The sequence below is a fragment of the Robiginitalea biformata HTCC2501 genome, from assembly GCF_000024125.1.
In the GTDB taxonomy this organism is placed as follows: domain Bacteria; phylum Bacteroidota; class Bacteroidia; order Flavobacteriales; family Flavobacteriaceae; genus Robiginitalea; species Robiginitalea biformata.
In genome coordinates, this window is the sequence record NC_013222.1 from 443,138 (window position 1) to 462,920 (window position 19,783).

General features: G+C 52.7%; 19 protein-coding genes. 9 read left to right on the forward strand and 10 right to left on the reverse strand.

Annotated elements, in window-relative coordinates:
• The first annotated feature begins 166 nt into the window (after window positions 1-166).
• The 5 genes from RB2501_RS01985 (at window position 167) to RB2501_RS15705 (ending at window position 3,783) form a co-directional block, all read left to right on the forward strand.
• Entirely contained in the window at window positions 167-610 is a 444-nt protein-coding gene (locus RB2501_RS01985) for a hypothetical protein (protein WP_015753044.1), read from the forward strand.
• Window positions 607-1,155 carry a DUF4352 domain-containing protein gene (locus RB2501_RS01995; protein WP_083760671.1) on the forward strand — a complete coding sequence of 183 codons (549 nt, stop codon included), beginning with the start codon at window positions 607-609 and terminating at the stop codon, window positions 1,153-1,155. Before RB2501_RS01985 ends, RB2501_RS01995 begins: the two co-directional genes overlap by 4 nt.
• A 247-nt stretch (window positions 1,156-1,402) precedes the next feature.
• Window positions 1,403-1,933 (forward strand): HEPN domain-containing protein, encoded by a 531-nt coding sequence (locus RB2501_RS02000; protein ID WP_148214270.1) that lies wholly within the window; start codon window positions 1,403-1,405, stop codon window positions 1,931-1,933.
• Entirely contained in the window at window positions 1,926-2,246 is a 321-nt protein-coding gene (locus RB2501_RS02005; protein ID WP_015753048.1) for a YegP family protein, read from the forward strand. Before RB2501_RS02000 ends, RB2501_RS02005 begins: the two co-directional genes overlap by 8 nt.
• A 562-nt stretch (window positions 2,247-2,808) precedes the next feature.
• Window positions 2,809-3,783 (forward strand): serine hydrolase domain-containing protein, encoded by a 975-nt coding sequence (locus RB2501_RS15705; protein WP_187289181.1) that lies wholly within the window; start codon window positions 2,809-2,811, stop codon window positions 3,781-3,783.
• A gap of 35 nt (window positions 3,784-3,818) precedes the next feature.
• On the opposite strand, the gene RB2501_RS02015 is transcribed toward RB2501_RS15705, so the two are convergent.
• Window positions 3,819-5,918: a helix-turn-helix domain-containing protein gene (locus RB2501_RS02015; RefSeq protein WP_041326902.1), complete on the reverse strand. Its 2,100-nt coding sequence runs from the start codon at window positions 5,916-5,918 to the stop codon at window positions 3,819-3,821.
• 181 nt (window positions 5,919-6,099) lie between these two features.
• On the opposite strand from RB2501_RS02015, the gene RB2501_RS02020 reads away from it, so the two are divergent.
• Entirely contained in the window at window positions 6,100-6,669 is a 570-nt protein-coding gene (locus RB2501_RS02020) for an ankyrin repeat domain-containing protein (RefSeq protein ID WP_015753051.1), read from the forward strand.
• Window positions 6,670-6,689: 20 nt separating this feature from the next.
• Window positions 6,690-7,793, forward strand: coding sequence for an acyltransferase family protein (locus RB2501_RS02025; RefSeq protein WP_041326903.1), 1,104 nt, complete (start codon window positions 6,690-6,692; stop codon window positions 7,791-7,793).
• Between the two features lie 26 nt (window positions 7,794-7,819).
• On the opposite strand, the gene RB2501_RS02030 is transcribed toward RB2501_RS02025, so the two are convergent.
• From RB2501_RS02030 to RB2501_RS02055, 6 genes are all read right to left on the reverse strand, one after another.
• On the reverse strand, window positions 7,820-8,443 hold the full coding sequence (locus RB2501_RS02030; RefSeq protein ID WP_015753053.1) for a RidA family protein: 624 nt from the start codon (window positions 8,441-8,443) through the stop codon (window positions 7,820-7,822).
• 88 nt (window positions 8,444-8,531) lie between these two features.
• Window positions 8,532-8,726, reverse strand: a complete 195-nt coding sequence (locus RB2501_RS02035; protein WP_015753054.1) for a helix-turn-helix transcriptional regulator — start codon at window positions 8,724-8,726, stop codon at window positions 8,532-8,534.
• 17 nt (window positions 8,727-8,743) lie between these two features.
• Entirely contained in the window at window positions 8,744-9,139 is a 396-nt protein-coding gene (locus RB2501_RS02040) for a hypothetical protein (protein ID WP_148214271.1), read from the reverse strand.
• 108 nt (window positions 9,140-9,247) lie between these two features.
• Window positions 9,248-9,886, reverse strand: coding sequence for a hypothetical protein (locus RB2501_RS02045; protein ID WP_015753056.1), 639 nt, complete (start codon window positions 9,884-9,886; stop codon window positions 9,248-9,250).
• Window positions 9,887-10,015: 129 nt separating this feature from the next.
• Window positions 10,016-13,156 (reverse strand): WD40/YVTN/BNR-like repeat-containing protein, encoded by a 3,141-nt coding sequence (locus RB2501_RS02050; protein ID WP_015753057.1) that lies wholly within the window; start codon window positions 13,154-13,156, stop codon window positions 10,016-10,018.
• Between the two features lie 70 nt (window positions 13,157-13,226).
• Window positions 13,227-14,204, reverse strand: a complete 978-nt coding sequence (locus tag RB2501_RS02055) for a 3-keto-disaccharide hydrolase (RefSeq protein WP_015753058.1) — start codon at window positions 14,202-14,204, stop codon at window positions 13,227-13,229.
• Window positions 14,205-14,333: 129 nt separating this feature from the next.
• Between RB2501_RS02055 and RB2501_RS02060 the strand changes: the two genes are divergently transcribed.
• Window positions 14,334-14,732, forward strand: a complete 399-nt coding sequence (locus tag RB2501_RS02060; RefSeq protein ID WP_015753059.1) for a GNAT family N-acetyltransferase — start codon at window positions 14,334-14,336, stop codon at window positions 14,730-14,732.
• A 139-nt stretch (window positions 14,733-14,871) separates the two neighbouring features.
• Here the strand turns inward: RB2501_RS02060 and RB2501_RS02065 are convergent, their stop codons facing one another.
• Complete coding sequence (locus RB2501_RS02065) at window positions 14,872-15,597, reverse strand: hypothetical protein (protein WP_238528093.1); 726 nt, start codon at window positions 15,595-15,597, stop codon at window positions 14,872-14,874.
• Between the two features lie 57 nt (window positions 15,598-15,654).
• On the opposite strand from RB2501_RS02065, the gene RB2501_RS02070 reads away from it, so the two are divergent.
• Complete coding sequence (locus tag RB2501_RS02070; RefSeq protein WP_015753062.1) at window positions 15,655-16,716, forward strand: hypothetical protein; 1,062 nt, start codon at window positions 15,655-15,657, stop codon at window positions 16,714-16,716.
• Between the two features lie 6 nt (window positions 16,717-16,722).
• Here RB2501_RS02070 and RB2501_RS02075 read toward each other — a convergent pair whose 3' ends face one another.
• Window positions 16,723-18,399 carry an alkaline phosphatase family protein gene (locus RB2501_RS02075; RefSeq protein ID WP_015753063.1) on the reverse strand — a complete coding sequence of 559 codons (1,677 nt, stop codon included), beginning with the start codon at window positions 18,397-18,399 and terminating at the stop codon, window positions 16,723-16,725.
• A gap of 106 nt (window positions 18,400-18,505) precedes the next feature.
• Entirely contained in the window at window positions 18,506-19,534 is a 1,029-nt protein-coding gene (locus RB2501_RS02080) for a helix-turn-helix transcriptional regulator (protein WP_041327406.1), read from the reverse strand.
• Window positions 19,535-19,783 lie beyond the last annotated feature (249 nt).

The window sequence follows — 19,783 nt, forward strand, 5'->3', positions numbered from 1 at the left end:
TCTTTATTTCTACACCTTCAATTTCTATATTGCTTTTTGGTTGGATAAAGTGCATTATGCACTTTATCCATACGTTTTGAAACAAAAATTCGACAAGATGAGGGAAGCCGTAAAAAACAAACAGCCCAATTTTTCTATTTTGCATTTCTAGCGAATATTAATCTGAATGAAAAGACAATTATTTTTTGGAAGTTTTATAACCTTGCTTTGTGGTGGATTAATATATGTGTTGTTTCGAACCGCAACGCTCAAAATGTTCGTTTGGTACGAAACGATTGGTTTAGGCGGATTAATAAATGAACTTCGAAATTGGTCTTTTCAATTTGCCGGTAAACTTCCTGAATGGATTTTGTTCTCTCTTCCCGACGGTCTTTGGATTTTCTCGTATGTCTGCTTAATGTTGGCGATTTGGCGAAATTCATTTTCATTTAAAAACGCCATATGGATTTTAATTATCCCCATTTTGGCAATCAGTAGCGAAATTGGACAGTATTTAGGTCTTGTTATTGGAACATTCGATTTTGCCGATCTGCTTTTCTACATTTTTGGAATGACCTTACCATTCATATTTTTTACAAAAACCATTAACTTAAAATTTCAAATTAAATGAAAGAAAATTTAAAACATTTGATTTCATTCATGGCATTGGCAATATTTGTTTTCATTGCTTTTGGCAGTATGGACGATGATAGTTCTTCATCATCTTCAAGCTCATCAAATTCCGTAAGTTCAGACAATTCAGTAACAACAAAACAAGTTGGCGAAACATTATCAACCCAATATTTTGATGTGACCATAAATAAGGTAAGCCTTCAAGATAGAGTGAGTACAGGAAATCAATTTGCCGACTTAAAAAAAGAAGAAGGAAATCAATATTTGGTTTTAAACACAACGTTTAAAAATACTGATGATGAGAGCAGAATGATTATGGATGGCGAAGTTCTAATAAACTATAACGGAAAGGAATATCTTTTCGATAAATCCGAGACAGTGATGCTCGAAGGTTGGGGTTTGATGTTAGACCAAATAAATCCGCTGACTTCAAAAACAACCAACCTAGTATATAAAATACCGAGTGAAATTACCGGACCAGCTTACTATCGCCCAGGTCGTTCGAATAGTGATGATTTAATTGTTATCGGAAACATTCAGTAAAAACTGCTCCTACCATTGTATAACCGCAATTACGGTGGAATTTCTTATTAAAAATTCACACCTGCTGACAAACTTTCCTCTGTGGAGAAAAGTTTGTGCATTCTTAATCCATAACTGACGATTATACTGGATCGTTAAGTGCAATCATGAAATGTATGAAGGTCTTTAGATAATGCTTCTCGAAATTTCCGACACATTCGATTCCAATTACAAAAGACTACTCAATCTTATCTCTCTATATGAGAGTTTGAATACAGCAAATCGAGGGAGAAAAAGCACTTCTCAATTAGAATTATTAAGAGCTACCGTTGTTTTTGCACACTCAACGCTTGAGGACTTTATGAGAAGCATTCAGGCATGGAAAATGCCAAGTACAAAGTCAGATCATTTAAATGATGTCTGGCTACTTGAAAATCCAAGAAAAACAAAGTTTTCCATTCAAGAAATCTATCAATTTCGATCGATGAAGGTTGAAGATCTAATTGAAAAATCTATTAAGAGTTACCTGGACTTTCAAAGCTATAACCAACCAACGGATCTAGCGAAAGCGATTCAATCTTCTGGTTTAACCGTATCCGATGAAATTAAAGAGCTATTCCCAAAATTAGCTCCTTTAATGAGTAGAAGGCATCATATAGTTCACCAAGCGGATAGGAATAATAAAGTAGGAAGTGGTCACCACAAGTATAAATCTTTAAATTTGAGAGAAGTTAAGGATTGGATTTCAACCATAGATAGCTTTGCAGAGCTATTAATTATTGAAATACACAATGGGTAAATTCGAGATAACACAAGATAAATCAGGTAAGTTTCGGTTTAAATTAAAAGCTAGGAACGGACAGATTATACTTTCTAGTCAAGCCTATACTACAAAATCTGCGGCGGAAAAGGGAATCGAATCTGTAAAGATTAACTCCAATAATATTTCCCGCATCATTAGAAAGCGATCTAATGACGGTAAATTTTACTTTAATCTTAAAGCGGCCAATGGCCAAATAATTGGTACTAGTCCATTATATAATAGTAAAACAGGCCGTGAAGGAAGCATTCATACTCTTAAGGAAAGTAAAGAAGTAGAAACAAGTACTTAAAAAGCATACGAAGAAAAGAGAAGAAAATAACCTAATTTATATATCCTGAACTGTAGCTTATTAAGCGGTACTTACAATTTGATTGGTTTTGCCTACATTTGAATAGACGAATCAAAATCACCGTTTTAACATTCGCAGATCGTCTATATCAAGGAGCTGAAAATCGCAAACACCCTTAAATAAAAGGGTCAGATTCACTTGGAACACCGAGCAAAGCGAAGGTATCTCCCTGAACGTATTCCTTCACCCGCCATCACCATTTCCCAGCCCCCCGTTTCAAGTCTTGCACGGAAATTCCTTATATTGAAAATCCCCCACAAAAATGATCAACCCGATTTTCTCTGCCCCCGACTAAACCGATTTCGAAATGCAGCTACTAAAAACACTTCTCCTTTCAGGGCTATTACTCCTTTTTCTTGCGTGCTCAAAAGGCGATTCGGGAACGGACCAAACAACAAATCCGCCGAATAACCAATCCGGTCAATCTCCGGATTCCGGCTCGGACTCCGATGAAAACCCGGCGGATGACGAGAATACGGGGGGACAGCCGGATGCTGTGGATATGGAAGATTTCACCGCAGCCGTAGCGGATTTTATGGCGAATCGCGGTTTAAAAGGCGGGCAGGTTGCCATTACAAGAAATGAGAAGCTGGTTTACCTGCAATCTTTCGGGGATGCAGACGATGAAACACCGGTGCATGACCAGTCGCTCTTCCGGGTTGCCAGTATATCCAAACCGATTACCGTATTGGCTATATCCAGGCTGGTAGCGGACGGGAAATTAAGCATGGGCGACCGGGTTTTTGGAACCAACGGGCTTCTTGGTACCCAATACGGCACGCCGCCTTACCAGGACGGAGTTGAAAAAATCACCGTGAATGAACTGGTTGAACATAAATCCGGTTTTAAAAATGAGCCCTACGATATTATGTTTGACGAGGTTTCCCTGAGTCACCAGCAGCTGATCGACAGGGTCCTGGATGAACGCACCTATGTAAGGTCCAACCCCTATTACTACAGTAATTTCGGATACTGTTTGCTGGGGCGGGTCATCGAAGCGGTGACGGGTATGAGCTATGAGGATTATGTCGAACAAAAAATCCTATCCCCCATGGGCATTTCAGCCATGAAAATAGGCGGCAACACCCTGGATGAAAGATTTGAAAATGAAGTCCTATATAACTCTTCCTGGTTCGACCCCTATGCGATGAATGTAACCCGCATGGACGCGCATGGCGGGTGGATAGCCTCGGCAAAGGACCTGGCGCGAATAGCGGTTCACTCGGACACCCGTAGTGTCGTTCCCGATTTACTCGATTTCGGTGATGCCGAAAGTTATTTGGAAAATGGGACCTATTTGCATTACGGCGCCCTTCCCGGCACGCTCGCTGTACTTTCGGTGAATAGCCCATTTTGTTATACTGCCGTATTCAACACCGGAAATGCGAACTATGATTCGGTCCTCAACGCTTTTGCGGACTTTATGAACGATCAGATCACCTCCCGCCAGGAGTGGCCGGAAGCGGACCTGTTTTAGTCAGCGAAGCGGTTGCCCCGGGAATACCCGCCAGGTCAAAGCAGCCCTTCTTGCTCTAATTCCTTTTCAAGACGCTCGTGATGCGCCCAGAACCGGTCCCGGATCTTCTGAAGGACGGCAGCATACCCCGGGTGGCCTTCCAGGGGCTCCATCACCGGGTCCTTTTCGATAAATAGCAAAATCCAATACTGGAAATTGTCCTGCGCTGCAAAGACCTCGAGTTGCTCAATAGCCTGGTCAAGCTTCCCTTCATGGGCATATTTGACAGCCAGGCTCGCCGGTTTGTAAATGGACTCGTCCCTTTCGCAGTAGGCCGCATAGGAGCGATAGAATTCCCCGGCCATTTCCGGTCTGCCAACCGCCTCAAAGACCCGGCCGATTTTTAAATCTTCCTGGGGGTAGATGTCCAGCCCGCTGCCTTCCCGGGCCCGGACAAATTTCCCATAGTAATAATAGGCGCTGTCATATTCCTCCTGAAAGTAAAAGGACTTGCCCACTTCCTGCAGGATGTCCAGCCGGGTGGTATCCTTCTGCCATTCCCTGACCAGGGATCGCTGCATCCTGCCAAGGTCCCGGTCTATAGCGAACTGAATAAAGACCCGGACAAAGGAGGCATATTCGTTTTGCGGGAAATAGGCAATGGACTGGTCGATGTACTCCATTGCCTGGTCCGGGAATCCCGTCTGGATAAACGCATTGCCCAGGTGCAGGTTGGAATAACTCCGGGTGATGGAATCCCCGGCCCCGAATTCCAATTGGTTCCCCTTAAGCGCATACTCCAGGTACTTTCCGGTATCCGGGACAATCCGGGCATAATAGTCGGAGAGCAATTGGTAGACCAGGACGGAATTGGGGTTGTATTCCAACGCTTTCTCCAGGTGCGGCAACGCCAGCCGGTACTGCTTCACCTGCATGTAATAGAGGGCTTTGGCAACCAGGCTTTCCGCCAGTTTGGAATCATAGAGCAGGGCCTTGTCGGCCAGGTTGTTGATCCGGTCCGTATACTTCTTTTCGGCCAGGTCCATATCCAGTAAAAAATAGGCGATGGCCATATTTGCATAGGCCTGGGCAAATTGCGGGTCCTCCCCTATAGCCTGCTCAAAAAGGCCGATGGCCCTGAGCAACCCTTCCCCGTTACCCGCATGATAGGGTTCAAGCGCCTGGAGGTAATAGTCATAGGCTGCAAGGTTCTCCGTGGGGACTTTTTCGATTTGTTCCCTTTCTGCCGGGGTGACGATGGCTTCAATGGCTGCAGCAATCTTCTGCGCTACTTCGTGTTGCAGGGCGAAAATATCCCCGAGTTCACGGCTGTACTGCTCTGCCCAAATCTGCCGGTCCGTGGCCGCCTCGATCAACTGGATATTGAGTAGCACCCGGTCGCCTTCCCGCTGTCCGCTCCCGGCAATAAAGTAATTGACCTCGAGTTCCCCTGCCATTTCTTGTATGGTTTTATCCGAATGACGGTACTTCTCTACAGAGGGCCTGCTGACGACGCGCAAGTCCTCGATTTTCTGCAAATTGTTCAGGGTGGATTCCATCAGGCCATTGACAAAATAAGTATTCGTCGTATCGCTGCTTTCGTTTTTGAAGGGCAGGACGGCGATGGATTTTTCGACCTCGATGGAAGTGGGTGGCCTGGAAAGGAAATACAGCAGGAAGGCCAGAATACCCAGGGCCAGGGCTACAGCCGCGATCGATTTCCAGCGGGGTTTCACTGCACTGGTTAATGGCGTCCCATGGGCACTTGCCCCCGCCTCCATCGGGCTGTCCCCTGGCTCGGCGGATGCATTCTCAAGCGCCCTTTCGGCCGCTTCTCCCGGGGGATACCCGTAGTGCTCCCGGAAACACTTGATAAAATACGAGGTGCTGCCAAACCCTACCCGGTAGGAAACCTCGGTGACATTCAGCGTGGTCTGGCGTAGCATTTCCATCCCCTGCTTTAACCGGACCTGCCGGATGAATTGGCTGGCAGACAGTCCGGTATGCTTCCTGACTTTCCGGAGCAGGCTGGAGCGGCTCATGTTCATGGCCTCCGCCAACTCGGATACTCCAAAATTTTCCCGTGCGATATTTTCAAGCAACAGGGTTTCCGCCCGGGAGATGAAATGTTCTTTCTTGGATGGGGTATCCGGCATGATGTGCTGATTCCCGTCCAAATTAGCAAAAAAACACGGTCTGCGTCATAATTTATATCGCTGCAACATAGGTTTCACCCCTTCGCCAAACTTTATGGATTGGGCCGCATAGCTGATAGGCCGGGCCTTTACCCCTACCCGATCTTTGTAGAAACAAATAGGAACATCAAAAACAATCACAATGAAAACTTTAAAGATCAAACCGTTGAAATCGCTTATCTATACCGCTTTTCTGGGTGCGCTACTCATTTCAAGCGCCGGATCCTGCCAGGATGCGAAATCACAAACCGGGGTAGCCAGGCCCGAAATGGATATCCATACAGCAGTCCTCTATGGCAACCTCGATGCAGTTAAGCAGCATGTCGCCGCGGGAACGGACCTCGATTCCCAGGACCCCATGGGCGGGTATCCGTTGATAGCCGCAGCAACCTTCGGGCACACTGAAATTGCCGAGACCCTGATCGATGGCGGTGCCGACATTTCGGTTACCAATAATGACGGATCCACTGCACTCCACGCCGCCGCCTTCTTCTGCCGGGTCGAAATCGTACAAGCCCTGCTGGATGCGAACGCCGATAAAACCGTGCGAAATAAGTTCGGGTCAACACCCAGGGAATCCGTCATGGGTTCCTTCTCGGATGTGAAACCCATCTATGAGATGATGCAGTCGCAATTGGGGGCACTGGGCCTGAAACTAAATATGGAGGAACTCGAGGAAACCCGCCCGGTGATCGCCATGATGTTGCAGTAACCTTATAAACCATCCGTGCCATGACACCTCAAAGAAGATACGATATCGACTGGCTGCGCGTAATTGCCATCGGCTTGTTGCTGGTCTATCACATAGCCATCATTTTCCAGCCCTGGGCGATGCTCGTCGGTTTTATTGGGACAGAGGAGCCCCTGGAGGCTATCTGGAAGCCCATGACGCTGCTGAACGTCTGGCGCATCCCGCTCCTGTTCTATGTTTCCGGGATGGGGGTCTGTTTTGCCATCCGCAAACGCAACTGGCTGCAGTTGCTGCGCGAACGAAGCCAACGGATCCTCCTGCCTTTCGTATTCGGGTTTTTGGCCATCGCCCCGTTGCATTTCCTGGTCTTCCAGGAATACTACGGGTTGCCCCTGGGCTATTACCCGCATGCCGGGCACCTCTGGTTCCTCGGGAATATCTTTTGCTATGTCTTACTGCTTTCCCCCTTATTCTTTTACCTGAAAAAGCACGAGGAGGGGCGATTCGTTCAAAAACTGAGATACCTGATGCGAAAGGCCGTTGGGCCTCTGAGCGTCATTTCCTTTTTTGTCATCGAAGCCCTGCTGGTCCGGCCAAGGCCTTTTGAATTGTATGCCGAGACCTGGCATGGTTTCTTTATCGGGCTACTGGCTTTCTTTTTCGGATTCCTTTTTGTGCTGATCGGCAAGCCCTTCTGGCAAACGGTTCTCAAATGGAGGTGGCTGTATATTGGCCTGGCCGCATCCCTGTATACCCTCCGATTCCTGGAATTCAATCTGAGTGCCCCGGGGTACCTCATGGCGATTGAATCCAACCTGTGGATCTTCGGCATTTTTGGCTTCGGGTATAAATACCTGAACCGACCGGGCGCAACCCTGCGCTACCTGAGCCAGGCTGCCTATCCGGTATATATCATCCATATGGCGGTCTTGTATACCGCGGCCATGCTCATCCTGCCCCTGGAGCTGTCGCCATTTCTCAAGTTCCTGGGCATCACGGTATTTACCGGGGTGATCTGTATGCTCCTTTATGAATTTGTTATTCGCAGGATCGGTTTTCTAAGGCCGCTGTTCGGGCTGAAGGTGAAAGCCGGGACTGAAACCCGGAAGCCCGTGTTGCCAAAGTCCGCCGGAACGATGGAGTAGTTCGTATGGGATAATGGGACAGCAGCCTAATCCCGCACCTCAACCACCGCTTCCACCTCCACGGAGATATTCCGCGGCAGGGAACCCATCCCCACGGCTGCCCGGGCGTGTTTGCCGCGGTCTCCGAAGACCGCCACCATCAGGTCCGAGAACCCGTTGATCACCTCGGGCTGGTTGGTAAAGCCCGGTGCGGCATTCACCATGCCGTGTACCTTAACGATGCGCACCACGCGGTCCAGGTTGCCGAGTTCCGCCTTGAGTACGGCGAGTTGGTTGATTGCCGTCAGCCGGGCGGCCTCGTACCCTTCCTCCTCGGTAAGGTCCGTGCCCACCTGTCCGGTAATATAGGTGCCGTCTGCCTTTTTGGGGCCCTTTCCGGCCAGGAAAATCAAGTTGCCGCTGCGGACTGCATTGACATAGTTTGCCACGGGGGTGGCAGCTTCCGGCAGGTCGATGCCGAGTTCTGCCAAACGGGTTTCCGGGTCGAAATCGGGGTCCGGGGAATCTGCGGCATCGCGCATTGCCCCGGATTCAGCCGATTGTGATCCGGATCCGGCCGACGGGTCCGCAGGGGTGTCATGGGTATTGGAAGGCCCGTTGCAGGAAAGGGTCAGGGCCAGGGCGATGAATGCCCATACAGTGCGTTTCATATACGTCAGGTTTCCCGGGAAGATACGAATCTTCGATCAATGGAATTCCCATGGAAAAATGGCAGGGCAGGTACCCGGCGGATGCCGGTTATTCTTCGAAGGTGAATATCGCTTCGATGGGCTTTTCGAACAACCGGGCGATGCGAAAAGCGGTCGGGAGGCTCGGGTCGAACTTCTCTTTCTCGATGGCGTTGATGGTCTGCCGGGATACCCCGATGGCACTTGCAAGCTGTTCCTGGGTCCAGTTCTTTTCGGCGCGAAGGACGCGGATGGTGTTTTTCATGATCTGGCTTTTATGAATTACCGGTAGCGCCGGTTATTGAACCAGATGGCCAGCATGTAGCAAATGCCCATAAACATCACCAAAAACGCAATTTCTGCGTCAAAGGGAATCAGGTTCGTGGCATCCATCATCGAAAAAGCGATACCCACCACGAGGGTCAGGCCCAGGGTCAGGCCCATGGATTCCAGCTGGATCTTCTTCTCCAGTTCGTCGCAGTTTTCCAGTAACCGCCGGTTGGAGAGGATCATGCCGATACCCACCAGGATATTTACCGCCAGGGCGACGATGGTGATCCACGGATTGCCGTCCCAGATAAATTCGGCCCCGAAAACCACCAGGGCCGTGGAAAGCACCCAGGCAAATGTCCAGGCTCCCAGGTTCCTTAGTTGTTGTTTACGCGTTGTTTGATTCATATCGATGGTTTGCATTGTAATTAATGTTTGTCTTTTTGTAAAACACACTTTACAAATATATGCAAAAAATCCAATATGTCAAGTTTTATTTACAAAATGTATGAAAGTTTACAGGGAATTATCGAGGATCCCCTCCTCGGGTTTGTGGTAGAGGTCCGCCAGTTCCGTCATCAGGTAATCCAGGATGCGTTCCTGCTGGGCGCCTTTGCGGTAGAGCGCCAGGGAGGGCCGCAGTTGTTCCCGCATAAAGAATTCCAGGTCGTCCGACCCGTAGGTGTTGAAAGCCTTCCAGGCAAGCAGCCCTTCGAGCATTTGCCGGTGGGCGATATATCGCCTGCGCGCGGTTTCATAGTCCCGCTGGAGTTTGCGGCTGGGTTTCGAATCGGTATTCCGGATTTCAAGGGAAAGTTCCTGGAAGGACCTGCGTATCCTTCGGTCCGCCTTCATGGCCTCCGCGATGAGCCGGAAATAGGCGCGGCTGACAAGTTTCGGATAGGTCTCCACGAATTCCGGGTCGGCCGAAGCGGAGCTGCCGTCCGTCCAGTCCGGGAGGGCAAAATAGGCTTCCTGCCGGGCCGCTGCATCATCCGGCCCCAGTTCCAGGGCGTATTTCCAATTCTGCGATTCCACCACGGATTCCCAGGTTTCGGCATAGGGGTCCTCTTCCTGTTTCAGGGTGGCGCAACCCCAACAGGAAACCAGCAGGAAACCCGCCAGCAGGCGTAGAAAAATCGGCTTGGATATCATTCCCCAGTGTTCTGAATCAACCAAGTACGCAAATTTACAAAGCCCCGGGAAATCCTCCTGACCAAACACGTCCTTTTCTCGTTAACCGGAAACAGCCGGAGATCGGGCCGGCGATCTCCGGTTGCTGCGTCAGGGCATGGGCGGCAGGTACAGGGCGCCGATCCCGGCTTCCTGAAGCGCCGCGTTAAAGCCAGGTACCCGGGAATCCAGGATGCGGCGGGCGGTTGCGCGGTGCTGCGCCCAGCGTTGGTTCAGGGCGGCTATCTTCTCCTTAGTCCCCTTGTTAACCCTCGGGATCCCGCTGTCCCCGTGGTTCAGGGCGGTCAGGTATTCGGCTGTAAACCCGTTTACGTAGTTTTCCACATCGTCATAGGCCTTGGAAAGCCGCTGCACCATGGTGGAATCCCATTGGTCCATCTCCGCAGCCAGGTCTTTTCCCTGCCCGGCGAGTTCGGGCTTCCCGGCTTCTTCCAAATGCCCGATAAGGTCCTTCAGACGCATGCGAGCTTCCCGCATGCCATTGGTCATGTGGGTCATTTCCCGATAGGTCGCTTCGGCCCCTTCCATAAACTCATGATAGTCTGAGAACTCGGCCTCCGTGGTGGGCAGGGCCGGATTCGGCAGGATAGAGGCCGTGGCCTTCTGGCGGGTATCCCCGTGGATAAGTTCCAGGGTATACGTACCCGGGATGGCCCGGTGGCCCCGGAAACTGCCCTCGATATAAACCTCGGGTGCCCCGGGCAGGGGCGGGTACCGCATGTCCCAGACAAACCGGTTGAGCCCCGGCTGACTGGGCAGGACGGGCGGCCTGGGGGGTGCCCCTTCGTACGACCTATAGGAGTCGTCGGCCTGGGAACTGAACGCGCGGACCAGCTTCCCGGAGGCATCGCGGATTTCCAGCCGCAATTCCGTGGAATCGACCGTCTGGGGCAGCTGGTAATACACCGGCATGCCGCTGGGCGGGTTGACCCCGGCAAAGGGGTGAGTCCCGTTGGGGTCCGGTCCGTCCATGGAGCTGTACCAGTTCGGATAGATCGCATCGCCCGGGGTATAGAGTTTCAACCCATCCGTACGGCCGGGGACCTGCCGCAACAAGGCCATATCGTCACAGATCCAGAACGAACGGCCCTGGGTAGCCAGGATCAAATCGCCAAAACGGATCTGCAAATCGGTGATCGGCACCACGGGCAGGTTGGATTGGAAGCGTTCCCAATCCGTACCCCCGTTATAGGACAGGTAGAGGCCCGTTTCCGTGCCGGCCACCAGCAGGTCTTTTCGGACCGGGTCTTCCCGGACCACCCGGGTATAGGCCCCGTCCGGGATCCCCCGGTTGATAGCCGTCCAGGACTTCCCGTAGTCCGTACTTTTCAGTAGGCCGGGTCGAAAATCGTTGAATTTATACCGGGTGGTGGCGATATAAACGGTACCCGGGTCGTGGGGGGAAATTTCGATGGCGTTGACCAGGGTCTCTCCCTGGCCTTTCGGCGTCACGTCCTGCCAGGTAGCACCCCCGTCCCGGGTAATGTGGACCATGCCGTCATCGCTCCCCGCGTACATCGTGCCGGGTTCATGGGGCGACTCGATGAGGTACGAAATCGTCCCGTAGTTTTCGGCCCCCACCGCCTCGTTCGTGTAGGGCGCTCCCCCATTGCCTTGCTTTTCATCCAAATCGCGGGTGAGGTCCGGGGATATCACGTCCCAGCTCATCCCCTGGTCCCGGGTCCGCAGCACGTACTGGGCCGCGTGGTAATACGTGTCCGGCTCGTGCATGGAACGAATAATCGGCGCGTTCCAGTTAAACAGGTACTTCATTTCCCGGGCCGGCAACCCCAGGTAGAGGTTCGGTTCGATCATGACCAGGGTCCCCGTTTGCGAGGGTACGTCCAGCAGCTCCACATAGCCGAGGTAACTGCCCCCCATGACCTTTTTCGGGTCGTTCGGGTCGAAGCCCAGAAAGGCGCTTTCCCCCCCGGCCGAGGGGCTCCAGTGCTCCCGGCCGATCCCGGAAGAACCCATCCCGATACTGGCAATCTTGACCGAGGTATTGTCCTGCTGCCCCCCGTAGAGGTTGTACGGGAAGAGGCTGTCCACGGCTACCCGGTAGAACTGGGCAGTGGGCATGTTATCCTGGCGCGACCAGCTGCTGCCCCCGTCAAAGGTGATCTCCGCCCCCCCGTCGTCGGAAATTACCATGTTTTTCGGATTTTTCGGGTTGATCCACAAATCGTGGTAGTCGCCGTGGTTCGTGCGGATTTGCTCCCAGTTCCGCCCCCCGTCGATGGATCGGTAGGCAGAGGCGCTTAAGACGTAGACAGTGTGTTCATCCACGGGGTCCGGGGTCACTTCGATATAATACCAGGCCCGCTGCACGAGCCGGTGGTCATCGCTCACGCGGCTCCAGCTCGCCCCTGCGTTTGCAGATGTAAAAAGCCCGCCTTTTTCCTTCTGCGTGTCGCTTTCAATTACGGCGTAGAGCCGGTCCGGGTTGGCCCGGGACACGGCAATGGCCATTTTACCTTTCTCCTCGGGGAGCCCCTTATGGATCTGCTTCCAGGTCTCGCCCCCGTCGGTGGATTTATAGAGCCCGCTGCCCGGCCCGCCGCTGACTACCTGCCAGGGCTTGCGGATATGTTCCCACATGGCGGCATAGAGCACCTGCGGGTTGTGTACATCCATGGACAGGTCGCTGCACCCGGTGAGTTCATTGACAAAGAGGACGTTTTTCCAGGTCTTTCCCCCGTCCTCGGATTTGTAGATGCCCCGTTCCCGGGTGGGGCCGTGCAGGGCGCCCTGGGCGGCCACCCATACCCGGTCCGGATTTTCCGGGTGGACGATGATCCGCGAAATATGCCGCGTGAGTTCCAGCCCCAGGTGCTCCCAGGTCTTCCCGCCATCTACGGATTTGTAGACCCCGTCCCCATAGGAGGTCATCACCCCCCGGGGGGCGTGTTCCCCCATGCCGACATAGACCACGTTCGGGTGGCTCTCCGAAACCGTAACGGCCCCGACTGAACCGGTTTTAAAATATCCATCGGAGATATTCGTCCAACGCTGTCCGGCATCGGTGGTCTTCCAGAGCCCGCCCCCGGTGGTCCCCATATAATAGGTAAGCGGGTCGCCGACAACCCCGGAGGACCCCGTAGAGCGCCCACCCCGGAACGGTCCGATGTTCCGGAATTTCACCGGGGTCAGGTATTCGTTGATTTCTTGGGCGAAGGAAGTTGAAAAGGCCAGGCTCAACAGGCCGGCCAGGAGGAAATATCTTTTCATTTTGTTGGTCTTTATTGGCAGGAACCGGATCCGGTCAATGGGATTCGGGCCCGGGTAGGTAATATCTGGTTTAGTTTGCGGGCACCGATACGGTCATATTCCGATAGGAAATCGGGCCGTGGTCGCCCTGGAGCATGATGGGCCCCGGTTCGCCCTCTGCGCTGTCGAGGGCGCCCCCGGTAATCCCCGGGATGATCTGGCGGTGGATGATCGTCTTGCCATTCAAGACCACGGTGACCCGGCGGCCCACGAGCGTGATATCGTATGTCTGCCACTCCCCGGCCCGGGCGGCGGCCATTTCATTCGGGCTCAGGAAGCCGTAAACCCCGCCCAGATAGATAGACTCCGGCTGCTTCCCGTAGCTGTCTTCCACCTGCACCTCATACCGCCCCCGCAGGTAAATCCCGGAGTTGGAGCCTTCGGGGACGCGAAACTCCACGTGCAGCTTGAAGTCGTCAAATTTTTCAATAGTCATCAGGTTGGCGCCCGAAGCCGGGCTGTTGAGTACGCCGTCAACAACCTCCCACTGGTTTGTATCGCTCCCCGGGGTGGTGGTCCACCCGTCGAGGCCCGAATCTGCAATCAGCGGGCGGGCGGGGGTCCAGGCCTCCGGCTCCTCCCGGAGCAGTTCCGGCGCGCGAACCCCTTTAAATGAATGGCTCGTGCCCGTGTGGTAAAGGAGTTCCCCGCTGATCGTGTCGCCCTCAACTTTTCCGTGTACATGCATGTAGTGCTTTCCGATCCACTGGGGAGGCAGGCTGAAGGAGAAACTCCCGCGGTCGGCGTGGACCTCGGATATGGGCCGGGCACTCCCTGCGAAACTTACATAGTATCCCACCAGCGTGGATTGTCCGGATAATTTCACTTCCAGCCAGGAGGGCAATTCGCGCCCGTCCATGGAAACGGTGAGGTCCCAGCGCCCGATTACGGGGCTGTCCGGCTGGGCGGATGATATATAAATGCCGGCCAACAACATCACAGACGTGAGGATCCTGGCCGCTGGCACACCCAGGGGGCCACCAGCAAAAGGAAAGCGGGAAATTTTCATGAATCGTGCATTTTTGGTGTCAGTCGCGTAAATGTAGCCAATTAATCGAATTCCCGCCACCGGCTTAAATGAGGCCCAAACTGTATATTTGAAGGCGCCTGGTTCGCATTGCACCTTTGTGGAACGCTTATGACACAGATACTATTTGCCAACTCCCCGGAAGCCTATGCGGCGATTGAAGAACTAGCCGATACGATCTGGCGCGAACACTACATCCCCATCATCGGCAAGCCGCAGGTAGACTATATGCTGCGCAAATTCCAGACTGCCGGCGCCATCGCCGGGCAGTCGGCCGCCGGTATGCGCTATTACCTGCTGGAAGACCGCGGGCAGCCCGCCGGGTATTTTGCTTATGAAAAGCAGGGGGAAGCCCTCTTCCTGAGCAAGATCTATGTCCTGAAAAGCCACCGGGGCAGGGGTTTGGCACGGGCAGCCATGGAACATATCCGAAACCAGGCCGGGGTCTGGGGCTGCCGGCAGATTGCCCTCACGGTAACAGGACATTTGGCAAGTATCCTGGGCCTATGAGCGCATGGGGTTTGGAAAAGGGGAAGGCACCGTTCAAGGACCATTGGGGATGGCCTTTATCATGGACGACTACCGGATGGTCCTGGAACTTAGCTGAACGCCCGCGTAATTCCCGGGACAAACCGATCCATAGCCAGCCTCAGCGGTCTATTTTAAAATTCTGCAATTTGATGTCGTCCAGCCCGTCCTCGTCAAAGGGATACTCCAACTGGTCCTGGATGTTATAAAGGGTTACCAGGATAAACTGCGTCAGCAAAACAATAAAAAATACGACAATGTCCGGATGGGTGGTGCCGATATTCATCAGGATGTTCGGGGCGTACACCAACGGAAACAGATAGATGAATATCAGGCAGTACGCCTTGAGGGACACCGGGGTCCGGTGGATATTGATGGCGTGCAGGTTTTCGAAACCTTCGTGCAGGTCGTTTAAAAACCTGAAAACCCGGTCCTTGAGTTTGACGGGGGCCAAGGCGCCGAGTTCCAGCAGGTATTCATGGATGTGGTTGATGCTCTCATCAACCGCCTTTGTGGAGGGGTCATTCCTGCCCAGGTGTTCGATGGTTTTGTCGCTGATGCTGGAAAGCAACCCCGCCATGTGGTTTTTCTGTTCCTGGGGAAGTGCCTCGTTGCTGCCGATGTAGTACGACAGGGTTTTCAGGGCGCTCCGGAACTGGCTGAAATGCTGAAGCGCTTTTTCCCTGCGCCGGAACGAGCCGCGGATGGAAAAGACCAATGGGAAAACAATGGCAATACTGAGCAAAGTCAGGTCCACATTGTAGGCAATCTGGAATTCTAGTGCCAGAAAAGTGACCAAAGCAGAAGCCAGCAACACCCTGAGTGTTCGCCAATTAATAATGGACAAATAAATATTTATGGCGTAAATTTTTATTATCTTAAAGCATTGTTAACGTCTAAGATAGTGAAAATACAATCCCGATTACTGGGATGCCTGTTGATTTTGCTCCTGCAGCTTCCGGGCGCCATCCTGGGTCAACAAGAGCCGGCAGATGGCGCAGCCAAACCGCTTTTCAGCAGCACCGAGCGGCTTGACGTTCGGCTGAGTTACTCCAATCGCGACCTGATCCGGGACACGAACGACAGTACGTATCTGAATACGATGCTGCTTTACCGGGTTGGGGACGAGGCCTGGGATTCTGTGGAAGTCCGCATTCGCGCCAGGGGAAATTGGCGGAAGGCCAACTGTTTTCTCGCGCCGGTTAAAGTCCGGATCAAAAAGGCCGCTGCCCGGGGAACGTTATTTGAAGGCATTAAGGAACTGAAATTTGTCCTGCCCTGTGCGCCCACCGACGACTGCGCCGACTACGTCCTGAAGGAATACCTGGCGTACAAATTTTATGAGATGGTCACCCCGTTCCACTTCCGTACACGCCGGATGCGGCTGGAATATGTAGACCAGAAGAAGCGGAACGAAAAAGCCTATGAACTCGAAGCGTTTATGATCGAGGATATTGCAAACGTGGCGGACCGAAACCGGGGTAAACGCCTGAAACGAACCGTACACCCCTTACAACAAGACCACCTGAGCTCCGTACAGAACGATTTCTTTCAGTTTATGATTGGCAATACGGACTTCTCATCGGCCTACCAACACAACGAAAAACTTATATTCGTCGATGGCCGGCAAGCCATCCCCATTCCGTATGATTTCGACATGAGCGGCATGGTAAATGCCCACTATGCGGTTGTTTCCAGTGTACAGGGCGATAACCTGGACATTGAAAAGGTTACCCAGCGACTCTTCAGGGGGTTTAAGCGGGATCCGCAGGTCTTCGATGCGGTGCGCCGCCAATACCTGGACCTGAAACCCCGGGTGATGGCCTATCTGGATTCCATGGCGGAGGATTTTCACAATAGCCGGCAATTCCAGAACACCCGCGACTTCCTCGAAAACTTTTTTCAGATTCTCAGGGACGATACGTCCTACCGGGAGCAGATCCTGGTTTCTGCACGGGACCAATAGGTGCTGTCAGTCGAGTAACTCGTCAAGAGGCTGGCCGGCCGCCCCGGGCAGCGGAGTGAGATTGAGCACACGGGTCAGTGTCGGGACAATATTGGCCGGATGCACCAGGCGGTCGGTGGAACCTTGTGGAATCCCCGCGCCAAACCACAACAGCGGCACATGGGTGTCGAAGGCATATCCGGAACCATGGGTGGCTCCTCGAACTTCGGAGACGGCGATTCGATAATTCATAGTTGGCGCATAACCTGGTTCGTAGACGAGTAGCACATCCCCTGACCGGTTCGCATAAAATCCCTTCTGCAACATGGCCGGCAGTGGGGCTTTCATCGCTTTCTCTGCCAGGTCAGATGCCGTCAGGGCATAGCGAACACCCGGTTGCTCAGCCATGAATGCAGCGGCGACCTGCTGGATTTCCGCAAGTGGAATTCCCTTTTCTTCTGCCAGTTTGCGGTTTAGATAGATCTGTTCGGTGCCAAACGATTCAATCCAATTAAAAGCGCCGTATCGAAGGGACAGATGGAACATCAGATCCTGACGGTATCTGGGAAGTACCGCCAACCCTGCAGGAAGACCCTGTTCCTGCGCCTGGGATACCACCGGATGGACGCCGTGATCAGAAGTCAGGAAGAGGAGGTACCGGCCCTGCCCGACCTCCTGGTCCAGCGCCTGGAGGAGTTTGGCAATATCCCGGTCGAGCCGCAGGTAGATATCTGCCATTTCCACCGATTGCGGGCCAAAAGTATGCCCTGCCACGTCGGGGGTTGAAAAACTGATCCCTAAAAAGTCGGGAATCGAATCCTTTCCGAGCTCCTCAGACCGCAGGGCCCTCAGGGCAAATTCCCTTACGAGTTCATTCCCGTAGGGCGTGGCCCAGAGGATGTTGTGATAGGGTTGCCCTTCCCCGTATTCACTGCGCATCGCAGCCAGGTCGTAGGGAAAAACCGGGGCATCCTTGCCCTTGAGGACCACCTCGTATGGGTTGTCGTCCGGGGCGCTGTTCTTGTAGGCCTCCATGGGAAGCAACGGGGTCCATGTCTGATGCATATAGTTTTCAGAAAGACCCGCTGCGTTGAAATCTTCCACCCAGGCAGGGAGCGCGTCCATGTAATAGGTGCTGGAAACAAAATAACCCGGACTGGTTTCCCAATCGTGCCAGTACGCGGCATCCGCCTGGTGGCCCCCGGGCAGTATCGCCCCCCGATCCTTCAGGGAAATGCTGATAATCCGCGACTCCGGCCCCGCCCATTCGCGCAGACGGTCCGAAAGTGTGGGCGCCATCAACCGCGCTGGTGAACGGCCTTCTCCATTCGGCATCAGCGATCCGATAATTTGCACGGTGGTATCCCCTACGTTGTCAACTATTCGGCCCGCGTCCCGGTCGTACCATGAATTCCCGATAATCCCGTGGCCGGAAGGCGTGGTGCCCGTGTAAATGGAGGCATGACCCGCCGCGGTTACGGTAGGTATGTAGTCGTACTGCATATTCTCAAAGGAGTAACCTTCGCGGAGGAGTCGCAGAAAGCCCCCATCGCCGAAATTTTCACGGTATTTTTCCAGATAATCAAATCGCATCTGATCCACCACCACGCCCACGACGAGTTTTGGGCGCAATGCCGCATCCGACTGTCCATAACCCACCGGGAAAGTCAGCAGCAACAGGAAAATGAGCCGGATGGATCCCATGGTTTTTAGCTTAAACGATCTGTTCCGGGAAATTTACGCAATTTCCCCGGCAAACCGGTCTTTAGCCGTGCAAAACAGGTCGCCGAATCTAGGTGCGATTCATACGCTAATCCGAACCCGTCCGCCTGAGTTTGCTGATGAAATCGCTGGGGCTGAGGCCGTATTGCTTTTTAAATATATTCGAGAAATAACTCCTGCTGTTAAAACCCACGGAATAAACCACCTCGCTGATGTTCATATCCGTCTTCCGCAACAGGTTGCGCGCCGTTTCCAGGCGTACGTGCCGCACGTAATCCGCCACGGTCCGGGTATAGAGGCTTTTAAACCCTTCCTGCAGTTTGTACTGGGAAAGCCCGGTGGCCTTCGACAGGGCAGGGAGCGAATAATCGCCGGCAACCTGCTCAGAAATTTGCCGTGCAATGTCCCGGACTATCATTAGTTCCCGGCTCAGGACCCGTACGTTACCGTTTGTGCCGGCCATGGATTCTTCGTGGTCCATGATGTGGGCGGAGAGGATTTGGAGTATCAGGCCTTCTATCTGCATGATGCGGATCAGGCCCCGGGATTCCAGGCTATACAATTTTTCCACCAGGGGGGCCAGGGCCAGGTTATACGATCCCTGGTAGGCAAACGCCTGCCGCCTTTCAACATCGTGGAACACGTCGTAGAGCCGCTGGTTTAAGGTTTCGACCACCTGCAGCCTGTTGCTGATGAATTTTTCGCGGTCGATGCGGATGGAGTTGATCTTCAACGGCACCCCCGCTGGAAATTCCCCCGTTTGAAACCCCTCGGCCGGACCGGTGACGATCACGGACTGGAATTGCTCGAATTTCCGGGTTTCGGATTCGTGCCCGAAACGGTGTTCGCTATGACCTTCCAGGCAATAGACAAAGTGGATCGGGTTATATCGTATGGTACAGATGCGAAATACGGTTGGCTGGTGAAAAACAATGTCGTAGTCAAAGACGCTGGCTCCCCATTCGAATTCCCGATAACGCAGGGATCCCCTGGCGTACTGGTTGTCTATATCCAGGACGTATTCGCCCCAGTAATCGGTCAGTTCCCCGCCCAGAACATTTTGCACCTGTGCAAAGTATTCGGAAATGGAATTTGCCTTGATAGAAATGGTCAACATGATCGGTTTCTGCTTTGGTCCCAGCCCGGGAAAACGGATAAAACTTAATCTCCCCAATGACCGGACGTATGCAATATTTACGCTTTCCCGCATCAAAACAGATGTTAAAACAATCTTATAAGATTACAATTAGTTACCAAAAGCCCCGTAAATATTATGAATTCGCACTTGCAAACCCGTAGTGATTCCCCGGTAGCGATAGGAGTCTTCCGGGCCATCAATCCGGCACATTCCGACGAATTAGGATAA